Below are 22367 nucleotides of genomic sequence, written 5' to 3'. Positions count from 1 at the left end.
ATCCCAAGATATCGACACTTTACGCCTTGCTAAGGTGTGAGCAAACCAATACCTTAGCCTCCGCATAATACCTTAAACACATAAACCAACGCATAGTAAAAATGCCACGCGTTGCGAATTATTCTTAAGCAACTTGTTATACCGCTTGGTTGAGGCTAAAATGACCAAAACAAAGACCACTTAAGAGACCTATTACATGACCACTAGAATTTTAGCCGATGTTGCTGCAAGCATTACTGAGTTGAAAGCTAACCCTATGAAAGTTGCAACTAGTGCTTACGGTGAACCTGTTGCTGTACTGAACCGAAATGAGCCAGCATTTTATTGCGTACCAGCCGAAGCGTACGAAATGATGATGGACAGACTCGAAGATCTTGAACTACTAACTATTGCGAAAGAGCGTGAATCTGAAGAGAGTATTTCGGTAAATATTGATGACCTATAAACTCGACTTTAAAAAGAGTGCACTCAAAGAGTGGAAAAAGCTTGGCTCAACGCTTCAACAACAATTTAAGAAAAAGCTAATCGAGCGTTTAGATAACCCGCATGTTCCGGCTTCAAAACTCTCTGGTGCTGACAACATGTATAAGATTAAGCTGCGCCAATCGGGCTACCGTCTCGTCTACAAAGTTGAAGACGATGTCATCATTGTAACCGTCTTAGCAGTCGGAAAACGCGAACGTAGCGATGTTTACCGTAAAGCTATGAAAAGGTTAGATGATTGATTGCGGTATCAACGCCGCATTAAGCGGACTAAAATGGTGGGTTATAATGTGAAGCGAAGCGGAACGTAACCCACTGTTTTAGTTCCGTTTAAATGCCTTGTTATAAGAATGTAGACGCCATACTTACAACTTGTTTCTATCAAGTAACATTAGGCGGACATCATCGAATTCTAGTGCGATTTGAATAGGTTCATGATGTGTATCTTCAGTAAATACCGTCAAGCCTAAACAGTCGCCACCTGCACTTTCATAACGGGCTATAGCCGACTCAAACACCTTCCTAGCGGATGTGACATTAGCAGCAGTCAAACTGCGAATCCTGTGGTGAACATCAGTTAGCCTAGAAACATACACCTTACTTGCTTGCAAAAGATCAACTGACTCGGGTGTTTCTTTTAAGGTTGCTTTCTTATTTTTCGAATTCTGAGCAAGTTGTTCCTGAGTGGAAAATACCATTACTTTATTCTGTACTCCTCGTTCCGTGAGCTCTGATGCGTGCTCTAGAGTATGGATAGCTATCCCATTGTGCTGGACATGGTTACGTATCATTTCCATAAATCGATATTCAAAAGATGCATCATACATTTCATTAAAGTACTTCTTTGCATCTTTTAATATCTCAGGTTGATTATGAAACGAATCTCTAGCCGCAGAAGGAATTTGATCTACATATGTTTTGGTAGACGTTAATAGGTTTGCCAGCCTACGCTCAATTAGAATACGAAAATTAAATACGCCATTGTAATCCATAGACCTAAATGCATCATTGAGCATAGTTTCATTACAAACGTCCAATTCAAATTCTTTTAGGTTTGAATTCATTATTTCAAATTTTTCTTCTATCGATAAACCGCATCTTAATACTCTATTTGAGTGAATTATCTCCAAGTATTCCGCTTCTTTAATTTCTACAACCGGAACGTTTCCAATTACATTTTTCTTCAGATAGTACATAACCCACCAAATTCTTATAACAGCTATATTAGACAGAATAATTCTGCATTTTGTCCCTGAAACAATTCTGTCTAGTTTCCAAGACTCGCTGCACTTAGTCTAATAACTCATTTAATAACATCATCTTACCTACTTATCTTTGTATCAAACATGACGAAAAGCAGAAATTTTCCATATAGTTCCGGCAAAATGCAGAAAACTCCCCAATATGTGAGTAAACCGCAGTTCAGGCTATGAAGGTTGTATCTTGGAAGTTGTATTCTCAAACAAAAAAAGCGCCGACATGATTGTCGGCGTTTTTGCTATAGGTATGATGAGTGGGAGGTAGTAACTACTTCGCCATGGTGCTCAAAAACTCGGCTTCGAACTCTTCATCGGCTTCTCGGGTTAGGCATTCCACCAGCCAGTCGATGCTTTGATGGTCTAGCTTACTGTTGACCACAAAGGCTTGCTTTACGCCAGACTGACCCAGCTTGGCAGAGCCGTAGTTCTTGAATGATTTATTGCCATGATAATGGAGTGATTTGATCGCCTCCGCGTTAGGTTCTGGTAATGCATCGAGGGTGTTGGCAAGCTGAATCACCAACTCCATTGGGTTCTTAGAGGAAGATATTCGATACAGAAAACCGCCCTCTACTCTTTGGCGAACCCAATAATCAAAGCCGCTGCAATCCATCACCTTGTCACTGACCAGTGCGGCTTCACTGCGATAGCCACACGGTTCAACCACCACTGGGGTATGTTTAAACTCTGGCTGACCCGATGCGGCATCGGTATGAGGCAAGATCAAGTCACACGGTTTGCTGTCTTTGGCAGTCGGTGCATTCCAGTGAATCGGCATGAAGACTTGTTCGCGGCGCATCTCTTTGGTCACCACTAAGCGGGCTTGGCACTCTCCTTGTGCGCTGCGCACTTTCACCACTGGATTAATAGTCGCATGGTTAAAAGCATCTAACCCAAACTCGTCTAAGCCAAGCTCTGCAACCGTATCTGGATGCATAGCAACAAACGGTTCTGGGGTGTGTTCACCCAAGCCTGCGGCTAAGCCTGTGCGGCTCATGGTGTGCCATTGGTCTCGGATTCGCCCTGTGTTCATGATAAGTGGGAATTCAAGGCTAGTATCGGCAATCGGTTTATCGTGCTCAACTGCAATAAACTGTGCTTTGCCAGATTCAGTAAAGAACTCACCATTGGTGAACATGCGCTGCTCAATGATCTCTGGTTGATACTCTAATACTGGCCATTGCTGTGGAGTGAGTTCACCATAGCCTTTCTCATCCAGTTGCGTGAGTCCGATTAAGCACAAGTCACGCGCTTTACCTGTTTCATTACCAAGCGCAGTCATCTCGCAATACTCTTTGAAGATCTCACCTTCGTGGCGGTAATCAAACTGATCGTTGAACCCCATTTTTTGTGCGACTTCTTTTAAGATCCACCAATCAGGTTTAGCTTCCCCTGGGCTTGGTAATATACGGCGTTGGCGTGAGATTCGGCGTTCAGAGTTGGTCACGGTGCCCGACTTCTCGCTCCACCCTTGTGCTGGCAGCACCACATCGGCCAAGCGAGTGGTTTCAGTATCGGCAATACAGTCAGATACCACCACAAATGGGCACTTCTCTAATGCAGTTTTGATTTTTTCGCTATCAGGCAGGCTCACAACTGGGTTGGTTGCCATGATCCACACGGCTTTGATTTTGCCTTCATTCATGGCATCAAACAGGTCAATCGCTTTTAAACCCGCATGTGTGGCTAAGCTATCGGTTTGCCAGAACTCGCTGACGGTTTGGTGTGATTGCGGATCACCAAATTCAAAGTGCGCCGCTAAGGTATTGGCTAAACCGCCCACTTCTCGGCCACCCATTGCGTTCGGCTGGCCCGTTACAGAGAATGGCCCCATGCCCGGCTTGCCAATTTTCCCGGTGGCTAAATGGCAGTTAATAATGGCGTTTACCTTATCGCACCCTTGTGTCGATTGGTTCACGCCTTGGGAGTAAATGGTCAGCACCTTCTCGTTCGATGCAAACAAACTGTAGAACTGTTTTAGCTGCTGCTCTGTTAACCCTGTAAGTTCAGGAACACTTTTGTCGCCCCAGCCTGATTCGGTATAACCTGACTCTGTATAACGGTAGTGAATTGCAGATCGAATCGATTCAGTAAAGCCTTGAGTGTGGTTTTCTATGTAGTCTGCATCTAGCTTGTCGTTATCGTCGAGATAGCCCAATAAGCCGTTAAACAGCGCCACGTCTGAGCCAGATTCCAATGCCAAGTGAATATCTGCAATTTCACAAGTGTCGGTATAACGCGGGTCGATGACGATAACTTTCAATGCGGGGTTGGCTTGTTTCGCGGCTCTTAATCTTTGGAAAAGTACCGGGTGACACCATGCTAGGTTAGAGCCTGTAATCACGACTAGATCGGCTTGCTCGAGATCTTCGTAGCATACCGGTACGGTGTCTGCGCCAAATGCACGCTTATGCCCGACCACAGTTGAAGCCATACATAGCCTAGAGTTACTGTCGATGTTGCCACTACCAATGAAGCCTTTCATCAGTTTATTGGCAACATAGTAGTCTTCGGTCAGCAGCTGCCCAGAAACATAGAACGCAACCGAATCGGCCCCAAATTCTTCGATGGTTTGATTGAATTTGTCTGCGACCAACTGAGTGGCACTGTTCCAGTCCAGCTCTTGTTTTTGCTCATTCTGAATATGAGCAGGCTGTGTAAGACGACCCAAAGGCGTGACGGTGTCGCCGAGCGCGATCCCTTTAGTACATAGCTTTCCATAGTTTGATGGATGATCTTTATCACCACGTACTTCTAGTTTTCCTAGCGATGTCGGTCTCGCTTCTATTCCACACCCTACACCACAATAAGCACAGGTCGATTTTATCCAGCCGCTGTTTGAATCGGTCATCCGTTTCTCGCTCAATTATCCATAATTGTAATAAGTGAAAACAAGCAAATAACACGCCACTTAATAGCAGTTGATGAATAGTAAGTAATTTAATTTAAAAACAACAACTTAATAAAAACACAAATATCAGCAATGAACCAATTAGAACTTAACCAAGATAGAAACTTAATTTTTGCACCATCTTGCTGAAAGTTGCACCACAAACGCTCATTTATATAAATATAACAAAAATTTTACATACCACTTTAGGGGTAATTACGTGCCACCTGCAATTTTTAACTCACTGAAATATATATATTAAATTTTATTTAAATGAACAAATCGCAATCTGGCATCCTCCTTGCTCCACTAAAAACCAAGACTTAGAAAAAACATTTTTGTTTTTCTTGATGATTATGAATTGAGTGGAATCTCAACCCGGTATTCATCTGCTAACGACTAGAAATTAGATGCTAGTGATGGTGGCGCCGAGAATAAGGAATGGATTATGAGCAAGAAGAAAATCGTCGTTGTTGGTAACGGCATGGTTGGACACAAATTTATCGACAACATCCTGCAATCAGACAGTGATGAGTTTGATGTGATTACTTTCAGTGAAGAACCAAGGCTGGCCTACGACCGTGTTCAGCTGACGGCTTACTTTAATGGTAAAAGCGCTGATGACCTGTCATTGACCAGTGAAGAATATTACCAAAGCAACGGCGTGAACTACTTGTTGAATCAGAAGGTTGCCAAGCTAGACACCGCCAATCAACAAGTCATCACTGAAAGTGGTCACGTTGAAAGTTACGACAAGCTAATCTTGGCGACCGGTTCATTCCCTTTTGTTCCCCCTATTCCCGGTAACGACCAAGAACACTGCCACGTTTATCGCACCATCGAAGATTTAGACGCCATTGAGCTCTCAAGTAAAGGCAGCAAATCGGGCGTGGTGATTGGTGGTGGACTGCTGGGTTTAGAAGCCGCAAACGCAGTCAAAAACCTTGGCTTAGAAACCCATGTCGTGGAATTTGCACCTCGCCTGATGGCCGTACAATTAGATGACGGTGGCGGTGCGCTACTGCGCAGAAAGATTGAAGACCTTGGGGTGCAGGTTCACACCGAGAAAGCGACCTCTGAAATAGTCGACGGAGAAAACGCTCGCTACCGTATGAACTTTGCAGACGGCACCCACCTTGAAACCGATATGATCGTGTTCTCTGCGGGTATTCGCCCTCAAGATGCCTTAGCTCGCAGCTCTGATATCGCCATTGGTGAACGTGGCGGCATTGTGATTAACGATCACTGCCAAACCAACATCGACAACGTGTATGCGATTGGTGAATGTGCCCTTTGGGACAACAAGATCTTCGGCTTAGTCGCCCCTGGCTATTCAATGGCGAAAATCGCGGCTGCGCATATCTTATCGGACGGAACGAGCGACGCTTCATTTACTGGTGCAGACATGAGCACCAAACTCAAATTACTGGGTGTTGATGTGGCCAGTATTGGTGAAGTACACGGCAAGACGGAAGGCGCTCAATCGTATACTTATAACGATGAAATTGAACAAGTTTATAAGCGCCTGATCATCTCGGCTGACGGCACAAAGATTGTCGGTGCGGTATTGGTCGGTGATGCAGAAGCTTATGGTTCGCTACTGCAAATCAAGCAAAATGATATGCCCCTTCCTGAAAACCCATCAGTGCTAATTTTACCTAACGTGGCCGATGATTCTGGCTCTGCAATGGGTGTTGAAGCTCTGCCTGATAGCGCTGTGATCTGTTCATGTTTTGATGTGACCAAAGGCGATATTAAAGAGGCCGTTTCAGCTGGCTGCACCACGATGGCGGCTCTAAAAGAAACCACCAACGCTTCAACAGGTTGTGGCGGTTGTTCTGCCCTTGCGAAACAAGTTCTGGATAGTGAGCTGATTAACTTGGGTGTGGAAGTCTCTAACGATATCTGTGAGCACTTTGCTTATTCTCGCCAAGAGCTTACCGACATCATTCGCGTCAACAAAATCAAGACCTTCGACGAGCTGTTAGATTCTCACGGCAACGGATTGGGCTGTACTGTGTGTAAACCGGCTGTCGGTTCGATTCTGGCTTCGTACTGGAACGATTACATCCTTGAAGATCAACATATCGAGCTGCAAGACACCAATGACATCTACCTTGGCAACATGCAAAAAGACGGCACTTACTCGGTAGTTCCGCGTATTGCTGGCGGTGAAATCACTCCAGATAAATTGATTGTTTTAGGCGAAGTCGCTAAAGAGTTCGACCTGTACACCAAAATCACGGGCGGTCAGCGTGTCGACTTGTTTGGCGCACAGCTTAACGAACTGCCTATCATCTGGAAAAAGCTGATTGATGCAGGTTTTGAAACGGGCCACGCCTACGGTAAATCGGTTCGTACCGTGAAATCTTGTGTCGGTAGCACTTGGTGTCGATACGGTGTCGACGATAGTGTTGGCTTAGCGATTCGACTTGAGAACCGCTACAAAGGCCTGCGTTCACCACACAAGATCAAGTTTGCGGTTTCAGGCTGTACTCGTGAATGTGCAGAAGCCCAATCGAAAGACATTGGTGTTATCGCCACCGACAAAGGTTGGAACCTCTACATCTGTGGTAACGGCGGTATGCGTCCTCGTCATGCAGACCTATTCGCCACTGATTTAGACGAAACCACACTCCTTAAATACATCGACCGCGTTTTGATGTTCTACACACGTACCGCAGACCGCTTACAGCGTACATCGGTATGGATGGAGAACCTCGAAGGCGGCATTGAATACCTCAAGCAAGTCGTGATTGAAGACAAGCTCAACGTAGCTGAAGAACTCGAAGCGGACATCGCACTCAACATCGAGAAGTACCAGTGTGAATGGAAAACCACCATTGAAAACCCTGAGAAGATGAAGCGCTTCCAGCACTACATCAACAGTGAAGAAATGGACACTAGCCTCTCTTTCATCAAAGAGCGAGAGCAGCGTTTTCCTAAGCCGAGCTTGAGTGATGCTTCGAATTCAAAACGCGATGAAAAGCTCGCTAAAGCAGACCAAATCGAAGTGACTGAGGTTTCATAAATTTCATCAGGTTCATCAGGTTCATCAATAAAAAAATAAAAACTCAATTTTAGACTAGGAGAAAGTCATGGAAAATTGGACAACCGTATGCAGCACCAGCGATCTAACCCCAAACGGGGGAATTTGCGCCAAAGTAGACGATAACCAAGTGGCTATTTTTTACTGCAAGCGCAGCGACACGCTTTATGGGCTCTCTAATTACGACCCTATCGGCAAGGCGAATGTGATGTCACGTGGTATAATTGGTTCATTAAGCGGAGAACCTTACGTGGCCTCACCCTTATACAAGCAGCATTACCACTTAGAAACTGGCGAATGTCTTGAACAGCCTGAGCTCAAGCTCGTGAAATTTGAAGTTCGCAAACAAGGAGAACAAGTTCAAGTTCTCGCACCACTTGCTATCGCCAGTTAACTAAACCGCCGACACCATCATGCAAACGCTTATTAGCGTGCGCAATTTCGGCACAGGGTTTATGCACATTAAAAGCGTTCTAAGTTCGGAAGTAACGCAGGTGCACAAACCGGGTAATTTTCCAGATTTAAAGGATTTAAACCATGGATAACACTAAATTTTCGCTGCTTTCATTTACGGGTAAGATGAAGGTCTTACACCTAAGCTGGATGGCCTTTTTCATTACCTTTGTTGTGTGGTTCAACTTTGCCCCACTACTGCAAATGGTAAAAACTACGCTTGGTCTTTCTACTGAAGAGATCAAAACCCTCCTGATCCTCAACGTTGCATTGACCATTCCGGCGCGTGTCGCCATTGGTATGTTAACCGACCGATACGGCCCAAGATTGGTCTACTCTTCGCTACTCGCGGTCTGTTCAATCCCTTGTTTTATGTTTGCTATGGCAGACTCTTTTATTCAAGCGGCGATTGCTCGTTTCCTATTAGGCTTCATCGGTGCAGGCTTCGTTGTCGGTATTCGTCTAGTGTCTGAGTGGTTCCCACACAATGAACTGGGTACGGCAGAAGGTATTTACGGCGGCTGGGGTAACTTCGGTTCAGCAGCGGCAGCATTCACGCTTCCAACTCTGGCTTTAGCGTTTGGTGGTGAAGACGGCTGGCGTTATGCGGTTGGTATTACTGGCGTAATGAGCTTAGCGTTCTCGTTTATCTTCTACAAAAACGTGTCAGATACACCAAAAGGTTCGACTTACTTCAAGCCTGCTCAAGTAACAGCAATGGAAGTGACATCAAAGGGTGACTTTTTCTTCCTACTTATTATGAAGATCCCTATGTATGCCGCTTTAGCGCTACTGACTTGGAAGCTATCACCAAGCAACATCAACATGTTGTCTGACATGGCGGTTTACTCTGTGTATGCCGGTTTAGCTGCGCTTTACGTGTACGAAGTGTCGCAAGTTTGGAAAGTAAACAAGAACGTATTTAAAGAAGAAGTGCCAGAGATTCACCAGTACAAATTCAAGCAAGTTGCGGTACTTAACGTATTGTACTTCGCGACATTTGGTTCTGAACTGGCTGTGGTTTCTATGCTGCCACTGTTCTTCTCTGAAACCTTTGAATTAACACCGGTTCTTGCAGGTATGGTTGCATCAGCTTATGCCTTTATGAACCTAATGTCTCGCCCAGGTGGTGGTTGGATTTCAGATAAATTCGGTCGTAAACCAACACTGCTTATTCTAACGATTGGCCTTGCTGTGGGTTACTTCGCAATGGGTCAAGTCGACAGCACATGGCCTGTATGGCTAGCGGTTGTCGCGGCAATGGCGTGTTCTTTCTTCGTGCAAGCGGGTGAAGGTGCGGTATTCGCAACGGTTCCTCTAATCAAGCGTCGTATGACAGGTCAAATTGCAGGTATGACGGGCGCTTACGGTAACGTGGGTGCGGTAGTTTACCTAACTGTGTTGTCATTCGTGAGCTACCAAACCTTCTTCTTAGTGATTGCTGCAACAGCGGTACTTGGCTTTGTAACTCTACTGTTCATGGAAGAGCCTAACGGTCAAATCGCCGAAGTAAACGACGATGGCAGTGTCACGCTGATTAATGTCTCAAGCTAGTCTCAGTACTATGAAGCATTGATATTATTGAATCGGGAGAAGCACCTTAGCGGATACATCAATGCTAGGTGCTTCGTTCAAAGGCTCTAAGTTCACTAGGGCTTTTGTTCTTCCTAGGATGTTCTGTCAAGGAAGCGGGAAGAAGAGCAGTTAAGAAGAAGACCAGTTATGACAATTTCATTCAGCCAAGGGCAAGTCATCACGCCAGAATCCAACAACCAGTTAACGCTTAAGTTTGGTGGTTATTCGAATCAAGGCGTACGTGATGAAAACCAAGACGCCATCATTGTAAAACACCCCAAAACTCGCGTAGAGCAAGAGTTGAAAGGTAGTGTTGCCTGCATAGCAGACGGCGCAAGTTGCAGTGAACATGGCCAGAAAGCCAGTCACACCAGCGTGATGCAGTTTATCGACGACTATTACGCAACTCCCCAAAGCTGGAGCATCCAACGTTCGGCGCAAAAGGTCTTAACGTCCCTCAATTCTTGGCTCTTCAACACGTCTGTTTCTAATATTCATCCCGCACAACAAGTGAACCACAATGCCCTCGTTTCGACGTTCAGCAGCGTGATATTAAAATCGAACACCGCACATATCTTCCACGTGGGCGACAGTCGCATTTACTTACTAAGAGATGGAGAATTACGCCAGCTAACGCGCGATCACACCCGTAAAAATATGGGGCAAAAGCATTATCTAACACGCGCCTTAGGCATGGACAACCAACTCAACGTTGACTATCAAACCCTGCCTATCAAGAAAAACGACTGCTTTATCCTGACATCTGATGGCGTGCACGAGTTTGTCTCTCCCAATACCTTCAAGGAACACATCGACAAACCCGGAGCAGATTTCGAATACGCAGCACAAACCATCTGTAACACCGCTTTAAGCCACAATAGCTCAGACAACGTGAGTTGCTTGATTGTGCAAGTCAGCCATCTGCCTAAACCTTCGCTGATTGAGTTCCATGAGAAGCTAGCTAAACGTGCCATCCCCCCCGCTTTAAAGCTCGGGCAAAGTATCGACAACTTCATGGTGCTTGAGGTGTTGTATGCAGGATCTAGAAGCCATGTGTATCGTGTGATGCAGAAAGAGACACAGACCGAGTTCGTGCTGAAAGTCCCTTCCGTCCAATATCACGATAGCCCTTCGCAACTCAGAGCTTTCTTTAATGAACAATGGGCGGGGATCTTGTTAAAAAACAAGAGAATAATGAAGGTTTACCCGACGCCAGAGAACTCGCAATTCTTATATCAAATCTGCGAATGGGTAGAAGGCATCACCCTAAGACAATGGATGTACGACAATCCAAAGCCGTCACTCAATGAAGTGCGCGACATACTAGAAAAAATCACACAAGGCATTCGAGTATTACAACGTGCAGACATGGTGCACCGAGACTTAAAACCGGAAAACATCATGATTCAACGTGATGGTGAGGTAAAAATCATCGACCTTGGTGCGGTGTTAGTGAGAGGCCTTGAAGAGGGAGAGCTCACCGACAAAGACGACACACCATTAGGCGCGGTCAATTACATAGCGCCAGAGACCATCAAGCACAACAGCGCGACCACCAGCTCAGATCTGTTCTCTATCGCTGTGATCGGCTATGAGATGCTAACCGGTGCATTGCCCTACTCTGAAATGACTGCCCAATCGCTTAAACAATCTCGCCACCATCAATGGGAATACCAACCCATAACTCAGAAACGAGCGGACTTACCAAGTTGGGTGGATTTAGTGTTACAAAAAGCCTGCGCGGAATCACCAAGCGAACGTCATCAAGTGTTGGGGGATTTTGTAGCAGACCTTTACACACCAAACCAAAGCTTGGTGAAAAGCAAAGCCAAGCAACCTTTGATAAACCGAAACCCAATCCAGTTTTGGAAAGTGTTGGCTTTGTTGCTCGGCATTGTTGCCATTGTAGAAATGGGCTTATTACTGAGTTCGAGTTAATTACAGGTTCGAGCTAAACGCGAGGCTTCTAGCTAACTGTAAAATTCGAGCTAGCCTCGTTTTACTAAGCTTCTTGGCACTAACTCAATACCCGCTTGGTAACGTTTAGCAGACGCGTTCAAAGCAAGTGCAAAGGCGCTGTCTGCAATCACTTCGAATTGCTGTGGCAATGAATGGACTTTAAAAGGTAAGAAATCCAATAAACGGTTATCACCAAAGGTTGCCAGCTTTACTTGGCTGATCAGCTCTGGCTTTTCGACCATCACATCCAACACACCTTCTAGTAAGGTATAAGACATAGTGACAATCGCATCAGGTACTGTGCCTTTAGCAATCCACTCTTCAAAAATCTCACGCCCTGATTCTCGGTCAAAGTGCTCGCCATAACCGACAACCATCGGCTTGTTTTCGGTTAACCCTGTTTGTTGAGTATGTGCTTTATTCGCCGCTTCAAAACCCAACTGACGTTCACGTGAAATGTTCAGATCAGGCAGTGCACCAATCAAACCAACACTATGAATACTGTCATCAAGAATCGAATGCGTCAGTTCAAATGCAGCTTCGAAATCTTCACTGATCACACAGGCAAAGTGCTCATCATCTAAAGGACGGTCAATCGCAATAACGGGTGTGCCTGAGTTTTGCAACTTCAAGTAGAACTCATTGGCGTCTGGCATTGAGCTCGCCACCAGCAAGGCATCAATACGACGGCTTACCAAGGCTTCAGCGACCTTTCGCTCGGTTTCAGCGTCATCATCTGAGCAACCAATCAAAATCTGATAGCCCACTTTACGTGAGTTCTGCTCTATCAATTTTGCTAAACGCGCGTAACTGCTGTTTTCCAGATCAGGAATAATCAAACCAAATGAACGGCTATTACCAGCGCGCAGCGAGGAAGCAGCATGGTCTGGTCGGTAGTTATACTCTTCCACCACTGCCATCACTTTCTGCTGTGTCTTTTCACTGATTCTGTATTTCTGCGCCTTGCCATTGATCACATAACTGGCTGTCGTTTTCGATACACCGGCTAGTTTGGCAATCTCATCTAGTGTCATATGGGTGACCTGTATTTTGTGCGTAGGATCATATAACCAATCTTCTGATCCTTGGATTAGTTGAATTATATGCTGAATCGATTCAGTATAAAAGCTGAAAGGATTCAGCAAAATCTGAAAAGTGACTTCAATCATCCTTTTGAATGGATTGAGCGTCATTTGTCGTGATTCAGCTTCTTGTTGTTAACGAAACTGGAATTACGACACGCAGCAAAACTATTTTGAAAACCAAAATCGGCTTTGCTGAATTTTTTTACACTGAATGCTGAACCGATTCAGCAAGCATAAAGCAGCGGGCAAATATTGCTCTAGACTGAATCGTAGCGATACACAAATTCTCAAGCGATACGCTAAAGAGGCACCATGCTTAAATTATCAAAATCTGACATCACTCTAGGCCAAACTGCCGAAGACAAATTCAAAGCAATCCAAAACATTGCTGGCGACCTGACAGCTAAAGGTTTAGTTGACTCTGGTTACGTTGAAGGAATGCTGAACCGTGAAAACCAGAACTCTACGTTCCTAGGTAACGGCATCGCGATTCCTCACGGAACGACGGATACTCGTGGCCTAGTAAAAGAGACAGGCGTTGCGGTACACCACTTCCCTGAAGGTATTGATTGGGCAGACGGCAACCGTGTTTACGTAGCAATTGGTATTGCAGCGAAATCTGACGAGCACTTAGGTATTCTTAAGCAGCTAACGAAAGTGCTAGCGGCTGACGGTGTTGAAGAGAAATTAAAGCAAGCTAAATCAGAAGACGAAATCATCGCCCTACTTAACGGCGAAGTTCAGCTAGAAGCCGACCTAGACGCTTCTTTAGTTCAGCTACTGTTCCCTGCGAGCGACATGATTCAAATGTCTGCCGTTGCGGGTGGCCTACTTAAGAACACAGGTTGCACAGACAACGCATTCGTTGCTGACCTAGTAACAAAAACACCAACTCATCTAGGCCAAGGCCTGTGGTTGTTGGGCAGTGATAAAGGTGTAACTCGCACTGGCGTGTCTTTCGTTTCAACAGCGAACCATTGTGAATTCGAAGGCACACCGGTTAAAGCATTGGTGGCATTTGCTGCTTGTAACAGTGCGCACCAATCTATTCTGGCAAACATAAGCAAAATGGTTTTCGAAGGTAAACAGCAACAACTGTTGACTGCAGATGCAGCACAAGTGATTGGCCTTCTAAAAGGTGAAGCAGTTTCTACAGCGTCTCAAGACGATGACAACTGCGCAGTATTCAAAATCAAAAACGCACACGGCCTACACGCTCGTCCAGGTGCAATGCTGGTTGCTGAAGCGAAGAAATTCGAATCAACGATCCGCGTTTCAAACCTAGATGGCGACGGAAAAGAAGTGAACGCGAAGAGCTTGATGAAAGTCATCGCACTTGGCGTTAAACACGGCCACCAGCTTCAGTTTGTTGCTGAAGGTGAAGACGCAGCACAAGCACTTGAATCGATTGGCAAAGCTATCGCTTCAGGCCTTGGCGAAGGTTAAGGAGTCGATATGTCTGATAAACAAATCAAAGCCGTTACTGTAACGCTTAACCCTGCTCTAGACCTGACAGGCGCTATCGACGCACTAAATGTAGGTTCAGTTAGCCTAGTAAACAAAGGCTCTCTGCATGCAGCGGGCAAAGGCGTAAACGTCGCAAAAGTTCTTTCAGAGCTTGGCGCGAAAGTGACCGTAACAGGTTTCCTTGGTCGCAATAACGAAGAAGCGTTCTGCCAACTGTTTGAAGAGATGGGTGCAACTGACCGCTTCATCCGTGTTGATGGCGCAACTCGCATTAACGTGAAATTGGTAGAGAACTCAGGCCAAGTAAGCGACATCAACTTCCCAGGTGTTCCTGTTGATGCTGACGCGATTAAAGCGTTCGAAGAAACCCTATTAGAACTTGCTGAAACGCACGATTATTTCGTCATTGCAGGCAGCTTGCCACAAGGTATCTCTCCTGAGCTTTGCGCTTCTTGGGTTCAACGCTTACACGATTTAGGTAAGAAGGTGCTATTTGATAGCAGCCGTGACGCACTTAAAGCCGGTATCAATGCACAACCATGGTTGATCAAACCAAACGATGAAGAGCTGTCTCAGCTGTTCAATGCAGAGCTGACAACTCGTGACCAATGCCAACACGCAGGCCAAGCCCTAAGTGAAAAAGGCATCGATAACATCGTGGTATCACTTGGCGCTGAAGGCGTGATGTGGCTAAACCAAGGTGAATGGTTACATGCTCAACCACCGCGCATGCAAGTAGTAAGCACGGTAGGCGCAGGTGACACATTGGTTGCTGGTCTATGTTGGGGTCACATGCAACAGATGCCAAAACCAGAACTTATTAAATTCGCAACCGCCCTATCTGCTCTAGCAGTTTCACAGGTAGGCGTGGGCATCACCAGCCAACAAGAGCTGGATTCAGTACTACAAAATATCCAATTACAGTCGCTTAGTGCTCCAACTAGCCAGTTAGACACAAGCAAATAGGACAAAAGGTTTATTATGAATATTACCATTATCACAGCTTGCCCTAGTGGCGTAGCAAACAGCATCATCGCAGCAGGCTTGCTAGAGCAAGCGGCAAAAGCACTGGGTTGGAACGCCGCTATTGAATGTCAATCAAGCGTGTTACCTGATTCAACTGTATCGCGAGACGCTATCGACAGCAGCGACGTTGTAGTTATCGCAGCTAACAAAAATGTTGATAAAGCACGTTTTGTTGGTAAGAAAGTGTACCAAGCGGCTATCTCTGAATGCACTGCAGATGCAAAAGCGTTTCTAGAGAAAGCGGTAGCAGAAGCAACGGTATTAGACGCTTCTCAAGTTGAGACTACAGTGGAAGTTACTGGCACTTCTCCAGCGACAGGCAGCAAGAAGATCGTAGCGATTACCGCTTGTCCAACGGGTGTTGCACACACCTTTATGGCAGCTGAAGCGCTTGAAGCAGAAGGCAAACGCCTAGGTCACCAAATCAAAGTGGAAACTCGCGGCTCTGTAGGTGCGAAAAACCAACTGACAGACCAAGAAATCGCAGACGCTGATCTTGTTATCATCGCAGCTGACATCGACGTTCCTCTGGATCGTTTTAACGGCAAAGCGCTATACAAAACGACAACGGGTCCTGCGCTTAAGAAAACAAAGCAAGAGATGGAAAAAGCATTCGCAGAAGCTAAACCATACCAACACACTGCTTCTTCAAATTCAGCGCCTGCTGACGAGAAGAAAGGCGTGTACAAGCACCTAATGACAGGTGTTTCTCACATGCTTCCTGTGGTGGTTGCGGGTGGTTTGATCATTGCACTCTCTTTCGTATTCGGTATCGAAGCGTTTAAAGAAGAAGGCACGCTAGCAGCAGCACTGATGACTATCGGTGGTGGTTCTGCATTCGCACTGATGATTCCTGTTCTTGCTGGTTTCATTGCATTCTCAATTGCTGACCGTCCGGGTCTGGCTCCAGGTCTAATCGGCGGTATGTTGGCTAGCTCAACGGGCGCAGGTTTCCTAGGTGGTATCGCAGCAGGTTTCATTGCCGGTTACGCAGCGAAATTCATTGCCGACAAGGTTCAACTTCCACAATCCATGGAAGCCCTCAAGCCTATCCTGATCATTCCGTTTATCGCGAGTTTGTTCACTGGTCTTGTGATGGTTTACATCGTAGGTGGTCCTGTTTCTGGCGTGATGAGCGCGATGACAACTTTCCTAAACAACATGGGTACGTCTAATGCGATTCTTCTAGGTGTGATTCTAGGCGCAATGATGTGTTTCGACCTTGGTGGTCCGGTAAACAAAGCCGCTTACACATTCGGTGTTGGTCTACTGGCTTCGCAAACTTACGCACCAATGGCGGCTATCATGGCAGCAGGTATGGTTCCAGCTCTAGGTATGGGCCTTGCGACTTTCCTAGTGAAAGACAAGTTTGAAGCAGGCGAGCGTGAAGCAGGTAAAGCATCATTCGTTCTTGGCCTATGTTTCATCTCTGAAGGTGCAATCCCATTCGCAGCGAAAGATCCAATGCGTGTTATCCCAGCTTGTATGGCAGGTGGTGCACTAACAGGTGCTCTATCAATGATGTTTGGTGCGCAGCTAATGGCTCCACACGGCGGTCTATTCGTACTACTGATTCCTGGCGCTATCTCTCCAGTACTTATGTACCTAGTAGCGATTGCAGCAGGTACGCTAGTAACAGGCTTTGGCTACGCAGCACTTAAAAAGATGAGCGGCTCTAAAGTAACGGCAGAGGCTTAATCCCCCTACTCTGGTTAACGGTTCAGCCCGATAACCAGAGGCTCTTGATAACCGGTTTCTTGGTAAAACGGCTCCTTAAAACAAAGGCTCCTCATTTGAGGAGCCTTTTTATTGTTCATGTATTTTCCGGTCGGAATGAGTTAAGTGCAATATTGGTATATTTGATTAGCTAGTAAGCGTTTCTTCAAAGACACCCAATTCACGACCAAGCCAGATCGCTCGTACTGTGTGATCCAAAGTTTCTTCACCGCCAGTTACAGGGTGAATAAGCACCGACATATCACCGCGTTCTTGCTCAAGCCATTCAACAATGCCCGACTCTTTGTTCGCAAAGTGAATCTCAAACATTGGCATCTTATGTGGACCAACCAAACGCTGTATTAATGGGAAAACCTCTAATACATCTTTACGTTCCGCTAAAATTTTCTGACGCAGTGTTTCTGCTTGCTCTGCAAATCGCAGAGGGAAATAGATATGACCGTGGTACATGGCACCATCCTTTAGAATTATGATGCGAACAGTTTAACCTGCTTTCTCTAGCAAGGACAGTCAACCAATGGCAGCCGAAGTATTAAACATCATGTAGAAGACTGATCTAGCTGAAATTTCTAGAGCATTCCAACAAAAACGCCACACGTAGTTTCAGTGTGGCGTTTGTTTTTAAGCTATAAAATGCTTTAGCAATAATTAGCGTTAGTAAATTGAATCAACATTCAAAGGACTGTTGTTTGGTTTCTCTAGTTTTAATTGTTCAACCGCACTAAGACCTTTAGAGCTAATTCCGCCACTATAAGACTTCGTGCCATCAGCATTAGTCATGGACGTTTCGCCCACGTTCCAAACTTCAAAGAAGTCACTTAAGTCATAGTTTGAAACATAAGAAGCGCACACCATCATTAGGTCTCCACCAGAAAGCCCAGTCTCGCTAGCACTACAATAGTTCGTATTCGAGTCGCCTTCTCTATCACCTCGAGCTTTACGGTGCATAAGTTTGAACATGTTCCAGCCTTCATCTTCACCATACACATCAGATTGGCTTGCGCCGCGTGTATACCAATCATCAATTGCAAAGTTCGATTTTGCCCAGATTTTTAGCTGACCAAACATAACTAATCGTAAACCTGCATCACCATGTGACCACGCATGTTCATTATTAAGCTCTAGCCATTTAGGTGCTTTCTTAATATCCGATTTAATACGATCCATTTCAGGGTTTGCATTGCGCCCCTCTAACTCCTGCATATACAACGCAAGAAGGTTATTGGTCACTTCTGTACTACCAGCCGCAAGGAAAGGAGCTGATGCTAAGTTGTGACCAACTTCATGCCACAACAACCAATCGTTCACAGGGTTGGTTGGAATGTATGTCCGATTTGCGTTAAAGCTTGAATTCATCACTGGGTAGCCAGAGTGAGCAGCGCCAATCGAAATCTGCACGTCATTCACAAAACGATGGCGGAACGCATTCAGTTCTGGATAAGTGAACCTACGGTGTAAACCAGTGCTTTGTTTCTCATCACGCCCGTAGAAGTCACTTGCCGCTTCAGCGAATCGATTCATATCTGTTGCGAATTGGTTCAAATCAGCGGATTCTAGATTCCTGATTGGTGTAGTGTAAATAAATGAACCCGTATCGATTTCTGCAATTGGTGCGTCTGCCGATTGAATAGTGTTAATCCACTGTCCCTCTTTCCACCAAGCCGCTTTTAACGCGCCATCAATGCTAAACGAGACTTCACCAAGCTCTTTTACTTTCGGTTGAATGTAAATAAGGCCACCATATGGAACCTTGAAAGTTAAGCTCGAACCATTGTAGTCAAAGCTGGTTTGCATACGTGGAGGGCGTTTCAAACTCGTTTCGTGATTCGGCTTACCTGTAAGATCATCCGCGATCATCACAGTAATCGTAGCTGCCACGCCATCTTGAATGGTTACTTCTTGTAATTGAGGTGCCCACAGACCTGTCGATTGATTGTTTCCTGCCGAATACGTCACCGCTTTACCGTTGGTCTGAACCATTACCGTACTTGACGAAGATGCCCCCGAAGTTCGACCCGGATACATTGTGGTATCAACAACGATTTCATGATCCCAGAATGAGCGCCCCAACATAATACGAGTCAGAGGTTTCTCCATGTAATTTAATGGATAGCTAGGATTCAACTGCCCAGATAACTCACCTTCGCCATGAATCATTCCATTAGCGACTAACGACGCTTTTAGGTCAACAGGACACTGTGCATCCATTGTGTCTGTTTGATGTAAGTCTTCTGTATAACAGTTAAGGAACTGAACAGCCTGCTTGAACCCCAACTCATCTTGTATTTCTGTTTCAAAATGGTATGCGTTGTCATTCCACATCCAAACAGACAGGTTATCAAACGCTTGATTCAATTCGCTGTTAGACAGACGCTTACCTTGAGTACCTTTTGTTCTATAGTAAATTTCATGCTCATAAAGCGCCGTAAAGTTAGTGCCCAAGTTCGCCGCTTTAACCATGCTACCAACAACAGCTTCACTTACTTCATAGCGATCAAAGTCTGCGCGATGATAAGCACCACGAACAGTAACACCGTCTCCAGAACGAGTCTCAATACAGTTAAATTCATATTCATAATCGTTTGTACAAAGATCAGTTCCAACAAATGCAGATTGCAGTTCTTTGATCGCCGCTTCACGCTCTTCTGCCGATTCAACAAAGATACGTGCGGATTTTTTCTCCATTACTGTTACACCAGACGCATCAAGCACTGGCTTCCCTTCAGCGTCTAACTTAGTAACCTCATAAGTCGGGATCTCAAACTTAATCTTGGACTCATCTTTGATCCACTCAACCGTACCATCTTGATTTACCGTGAATGGAGGCTCTCCTTGGTTATCTTGAAAACGCTCAAGAACCACCATTTCCTTTTGACTCTTCACGTGAAGATTAGGATAAGGTGCTTGGCAGTAATAAGAGCTACCGCAGAAAGCTTGGTTTGTCGGGGTAACGTTTTCACCACCAAGAGATACACCTACGGCATCTGCCAAGCGTCCAACAGGTTCAGGATTAGTCGTTTGAATCGCATCCATAAACAAGATATTGCCACCGTCATTAACATAGTTAATAAGAGCCGTAATATCGTCTTGGTTTAAGTTCGGGTTATCCAAGTCAGCAACAAACTGGTTAGTCATGCCATCTTGAACCAACTTAGGTGGGTATGCCTGAAGGATCAAAATCGGCGTATTACTCGCATCCAAATCATCAAAGTCACCTGAACCACGCTTTTCTACTGACGCAAAACCATACTGAGGACTAACAAAAAACGTGTACTGCTTACCCATTGTGGAGTGGTGATAAGCCGAATAGGCTTGGTCAATATTGGTCACTGCATTCATCCCAGCAATAGGCAAACCATTATTGAACCACTCAAACAAGTTCGAGAAAAACAACCTCATGCTGCCTTGGTCATCATGTAGTAGGTTTTCAAACTTCGAAACAGTGCACTGTTGTTTGTTGCTGTCGATATGTAATGTGCGATTAGCCCAATAATTCTCTGGGCATGACAGAATACTTGGATATAAGCCATTGCCCATGAACACGACCTTACCTTTGCCTATCTCGCCTGCAGTAACGAATGGGAAACCATAAGTCGCGTTGTCTTCAGAGACTAAAGGAATCGGAGGCATCGAGATGCTTGGGTGTTGTGCGATGTAAGGCTTACCTTCACGAGTCCAAGCCTGTTGCTCACCAAAGTAAAGCTCACGGTTTTTATCAGTTCTTGGCATCACCACAGGGAATGCTCTGTTCGATATGTTCAGAGCTCGCATACCACGGGTATACCCCGTCGCACCGTAAAAGCTACCATTGTCATTGAAGACATGGAATTTGGTGACGTTGTGGAAGATTTGCTGCAGAGACTCTGTTACATACTGACCAGAATTCATAGATAAAACGGCAGGTTGACGAACATAATCCATAAACTGAGGCGTTTGGCGCAGCTGCTCATCAATGACTGCCGTTAACCCTTGGCTAAACTGACCAACAAACTCATTAGGAAGTTCGAAGTCTGTACCCTCTATCAGCCCCCCATTTGGCAGAGTTAGGTTGATCAACTCATTTATAACGTTAGGGTAATTTGAAAAGGTATCTTGGACTTCTTCAGATATCTCATAATAACTTACATGATCAACCGCATAGCGCTCTAGTAATGACTGGATATTCGCTTTCTCAACCACATTATTGGTCACATCAGACAATTTATAAGCAACCTGATTACCCGTAATGGAGCCAAACTCAAACGTATCAATACCAAAAACGATTCTGTCGCCCCACAGGTACTCAAAGACTCCCTCTTCATCCGTCACGCCCGTCGCGTTAGCCGAAAAGAAACTGATCCCAGAAATCGGCGTACCATTAGCGTCTGTAAGCTTACTGCGAGTTAACACCTTACCTTCAACACTTGGCTTATAAGCATAGGTAGACTCCGCGTCTGCAGAAACAAAACCAGCGTTAAGGTTATTGTCCGCATTAGGGTCAACCGCAGGAACAACAGTTGTGTCTACGTGTGAACTAGGAGCCTTACCTACTTCATCTGTAGACTCCTCTTCTTTCGATGAAAAGTACGCATCGACAGCATCTTGATCATCAAGCTGCGAGAACACATCCTCAATATCAAAAGCATCCAGCTCTTTTAGACAGATAGCACTTTCAGTCTCACAAACATCAATTGATTCGAGTACCTTGGTAACGTTGTCTCCATGTAATTCTGTCAACTCAAATGCCGCATGAAGCGCATCATTTGAAATCGTGCTTTCTGTAACTTCAGGGAAAGGAGCAGTGAAATCACCTAAAGTAAGGTGACCCAAGGTACAACTAAAACTCACGCCTTGTTTAACACTGAACGTTCCGTTTTCAAGATGAACGCCGTCACAGTATACATCTCCAGACACAAACGCCCCACTCGACAACAGTGAACCTATGTAAGTTGTTGGGGGGATAATATCTGTTGGTGGAATAATGTCAGTCGGCGGAAGAATATCCGTTGGTGGAACAATATCTGTCGGTGGAACAATATCCGTTGGTGGAATAATGTCTGTTGGAGGAACCGTATCAGGGCCGTCACTATAGCTTAGTGAATCGTGATTACACCCGGAAAGAGCCGTGGATATGATAGCCAACGCAATTAAGTTTTTTTTCATTGAGCGAAGTTAGTCGTAATTTAAAGTGGACCGTTATCTTATAGATTTACTCCACCTCGATGACTATTGTTTTTTGTCTTAACCACAAAGACCATTACTCATAAGCGATTGAATAAGAAAAACAAAATGATAATTGAGACTCTCATTCCAATTACAAAACCTCTCCCTACCTTAAAACGGAAAAACGCCATATCTCGATTGAGATATGGCGTTTCAATTAGCCATTAACATTAAGACCGATA

At 45.2% G+C, this 22367-nt stretch carries 14 protein-coding genes; 9 read left to right on the top strand and 5 right to left on the bottom strand.

Annotation, left to right across the window (positions count from 1 at the left end):
- The first annotated feature begins 196 nt into the window (after nt 1–196).
- Entirely contained in the window at nt 197–445 is a 249-nt protein-coding gene (locus tag AB4585_RS11520) for a type II toxin-antitoxin system Phd/YefM family antitoxin (RefSeq protein ID WP_004730320.1), read from the top strand.
- On the top strand, nt 435–725 hold the full coding sequence (locus tag AB4585_RS11515; protein WP_005377002.1) for a type II toxin-antitoxin system RelE/ParE family toxin: 291 nt from the start codon (nt 435–437) through the stop codon (nt 723–725). The genes AB4585_RS11520 and AB4585_RS11515 overlap by 11 nt, the downstream gene beginning before the upstream one ends.
- A 123-nt stretch (nt 726–848) precedes the next feature.
- On the opposite strand, the gene AB4585_RS11510 is transcribed toward AB4585_RS11515, so the two are convergent.
- Nucleotides 849–1679 (bottom strand): hypothetical protein, encoded by an 831-nt coding sequence (locus AB4585_RS11510; protein ID WP_102428321.1) that lies wholly within the window; start codon nt 1677–1679, stop codon nt 849–851.
- A 331-nt stretch (nt 1680–2010) separates the two neighbouring features.
- Nucleotides 2011–4608, bottom strand: a complete 2598-nt coding sequence (locus AB4585_RS11505; RefSeq protein ID WP_372169859.1) for a molybdopterin oxidoreductase family protein — start codon at nt 4606–4608, stop codon at nt 2011–2013.
- Between the two features lie 472 nt (nt 4609–5080).
- Here AB4585_RS11505 and nirB point away from each other — a divergent pair, with 472 nt between their 5' ends.
- The 4 genes from nirB to AB4585_RS11485 all read left to right on the top strand — a co-directional run bounded on the left by nirB (nt 5081) and on the right by AB4585_RS11485 (nt 11647).
- The gene (gene nirB / locus AB4585_RS11500; protein ID WP_372169857.1) at nt 5081–7663 is read left to right on the top strand and encodes a nitrite reductase large subunit NirB; all 2583 of its coding nucleotides are present in this window, start codon (nt 5081–5083) and stop codon (nt 7661–7663) included.
- Nucleotides 7664–7730: 67 nt separating this feature from the next.
- On the top strand, nt 7731–8075 hold the full coding sequence (gene nirD, locus AB4585_RS11495) for a nitrite reductase small subunit NirD (protein WP_012600889.1): 345 nt from the start codon (nt 7731–7733) through the stop codon (nt 8073–8075).
- Between the two features lie 143 nt (nt 8076–8218).
- Nucleotides 8219–9688 (top strand): NarK family nitrate/nitrite MFS transporter, encoded by a 1470-nt coding sequence (locus tag AB4585_RS11490; RefSeq protein ID WP_102479073.1) that lies wholly within the window; start codon nt 8219–8221, stop codon nt 9686–9688.
- A gap of 168 nt (nt 9689–9856) precedes the next feature.
- Entirely contained in the window at nt 9857–11647 is a 1791-nt protein-coding gene (locus AB4585_RS11485) for a protein kinase domain-containing protein (protein WP_372169854.1), read from the top strand.
- A gap of 50 nt (nt 11648–11697) precedes the next feature.
- Here AB4585_RS11485 and cra read toward each other — a convergent pair whose 3' ends face one another.
- Nucleotides 11698–12702 (bottom strand): catabolite repressor/activator, encoded by a 1005-nt coding sequence (gene cra / locus AB4585_RS11480; RefSeq protein WP_048608697.1) that lies wholly within the window; start codon nt 12700–12702, stop codon nt 11698–11700.
- A gap of 363 nt (nt 12703–13065) precedes the next feature.
- On the opposite strand from cra, the gene fruB reads away from it, so the two are divergent.
- Genes fruB through fruA form a run of 3 tightly spaced genes read left to right on the top strand, consistent with a single transcriptional unit; the run spans nt 13066 to nt 16944 of the window.
- Nucleotides 13066–14199, top strand: a complete 1134-nt coding sequence (gene fruB, locus AB4585_RS11475) for a fused PTS fructose transporter subunit IIA/HPr protein (RefSeq protein ID WP_372169851.1) — start codon at nt 13066–13068, stop codon at nt 14197–14199.
- Between the two features lie 9 nt (nt 14200–14208).
- Nucleotides 14209–15186: a 1-phosphofructokinase gene (gene pfkB, locus AB4585_RS11470; RefSeq protein WP_372155165.1), complete on the top strand. Its 978-nt coding sequence runs from the start codon at nt 14209–14211 to the stop codon at nt 15184–15186.
- A gap of 15 nt (nt 15187–15201) precedes the next feature.
- A complete protein-coding gene (fruA, locus tag AB4585_RS11465) occupies nt 15202–16944 on the top strand; it encodes a PTS fructose transporter subunit IIBC (protein WP_372155164.1) in 1743 nt (580 codons plus the stop codon).
- Nucleotides 16945–17109: 165 nt separating this feature from the next.
- On the opposite strand, the gene AB4585_RS11460 is transcribed toward fruA, so the two are convergent.
- Nucleotides 17110–17433 carry a DOPA 4,5-dioxygenase family protein gene (locus AB4585_RS11460; RefSeq protein ID WP_017060873.1) on the bottom strand — a complete coding sequence of 108 codons (324 nt, stop codon included), beginning with the start codon at nt 17431–17433 and terminating at the stop codon, nt 17110–17112.
- Between the two features lie 204 nt (nt 17434–17637).
- On the bottom strand, nt 17638–22125 hold the full coding sequence (locus tag AB4585_RS11455) for an SslE/AcfD family lipoprotein zinc metalloprotease (protein ID WP_372169850.1): 4488 nt from the start codon (nt 22123–22125) through the stop codon (nt 17638–17640).
- Nucleotides 22126–22367 lie beyond the last annotated feature (242 nt).

Source organism: Vibrio sp. 10N.222.49.C9, assembly GCF_041474985.1.
Taxonomy (GTDB): domain Bacteria; phylum Pseudomonadota; class Gammaproteobacteria; order Enterobacterales; family Vibrionaceae; genus Vibrio; species Vibrio crassostreae_C.
The sequence above is the reverse complement of the archived record's forward strand: the minus strand, read 5'-3'. Positions and strand labels throughout refer to the sequence as shown.

Excerpts from the sequence above, each read along its gene's own strand:
- AB4585_RS11520 (WP_004730320.1), top strand. The coding sequence starts at position 197 with ATGACCACTAGAATTTTAGCCGATGTTGCTGCAAGCATTACTGAGTTG.
- AB4585_RS11515 (WP_005377002.1), top strand. The coding sequence starts at position 435 with ATGACCTATAAACTCGACTTTAAAAAGAGTGCACTCAAAGAGTGGAAA.
- AB4585_RS11510 (WP_102428321.1), bottom strand. The coding sequence starts at position 1,679 with ATGTACTATCTGAAGAAAAATGTAATTGGAAACGTTCCGGTTGTAGAA.
- nirB (WP_372169857.1), top strand. The coding sequence starts at position 5,081 with ATGAGCAAGAAGAAAATCGTCGTTGTTGGTAACGGCATGGTTGGACAC.
- nirD (WP_012600889.1), top strand. The coding sequence starts at position 7,731 with ATGGAAAATTGGACAACCGTATGCAGCACCAGCGATCTAACCCCAAAC.
- AB4585_RS11490 (WP_102479073.1), top strand. The coding sequence starts at position 8,219 with ATGGATAACACTAAATTTTCGCTGCTTTCATTTACGGGTAAGATGAAG.
- AB4585_RS11485 (WP_372169854.1), top strand. The coding sequence starts at position 9,857 with ATGACAATTTCATTCAGCCAAGGGCAAGTCATCACGCCAGAATCCAAC.
- cra (WP_048608697.1), bottom strand. The coding sequence starts at position 12,702 with ATGACACTAGATGAGATTGCCAAACTAGCCGGTGTATCGAAAACGACA.
- fruB (WP_372169851.1), top strand. The coding sequence starts at position 13,066 with ATGCTTAAATTATCAAAATCTGACATCACTCTAGGCCAAACTGCCGAA.
- pfkB (WP_372155165.1), top strand. The coding sequence starts at position 14,209 with ATGTCTGATAAACAAATCAAAGCCGTTACTGTAACGCTTAACCCTGCT.
- fruA (WP_372155164.1), top strand. The coding sequence starts at position 15,202 with ATGAATATTACCATTATCACAGCTTGCCCTAGTGGCGTAGCAAACAGC.
- AB4585_RS11460 (WP_017060873.1), bottom strand. The coding sequence starts at position 17,433 with ATGTACCACGGTCATATCTATTTCCCTCTGCGATTTGCAGAGCAAGCA.
- AB4585_RS11455 (WP_372169850.1), bottom strand. The coding sequence starts at position 22,125 with ATGAAAAAAAACTTAATTGCGTTGGCTATCATATCCACGGCTCTTTCC.